1 protein-coding gene is annotated in these 251 nt (G+C 69.3%); it reads left to right on the top strand.

The features are described 5' to 3' along the window. Positions 1-185 (top strand): GlsB/YeaQ/YmgE family stress response membrane protein (locus tag AB0G02_RS19320; RefSeq protein WP_360796043.1); only part of this gene is annotated, 185 nt, incomplete at its 5' end. Positions 186-251: the final 66 nt, after the last annotated feature.

Raw genomic sequence — 251 nt, 5'->3', positions numbered from 1 at the left:
TGGCGACTCTGCTGCTCGGACTGGTCGGCTCCGTGATCGGCGGCACGATCGCGAGCCTGCTCGGCACGGGCGACATCTTCGAGCTGAACGTCCTCGGCTTCATCGTCGCGGTGATCGCGTCGGTGCTGCTGATCGGCGTCGCGGAGGCCATCGCCGGCAACCGCCACCGCACCAGCGTGCGGTAACCACCGACCACGACGTGAAAGGCCCGCCACCTCGCCGGTGGCGGGCCTTTTCCCGTGCTACGGGAG

Source organism: Actinosynnema sp. NPDC023658 (genome assembly GCF_040639995.1).
Lineage (GTDB): Bacteria > Actinomycetota > Actinomycetes > Mycobacteriales > Pseudonocardiaceae > Actinosynnema.
This window is presented reverse-complemented; position numbering and strand designations above follow the sequence as displayed.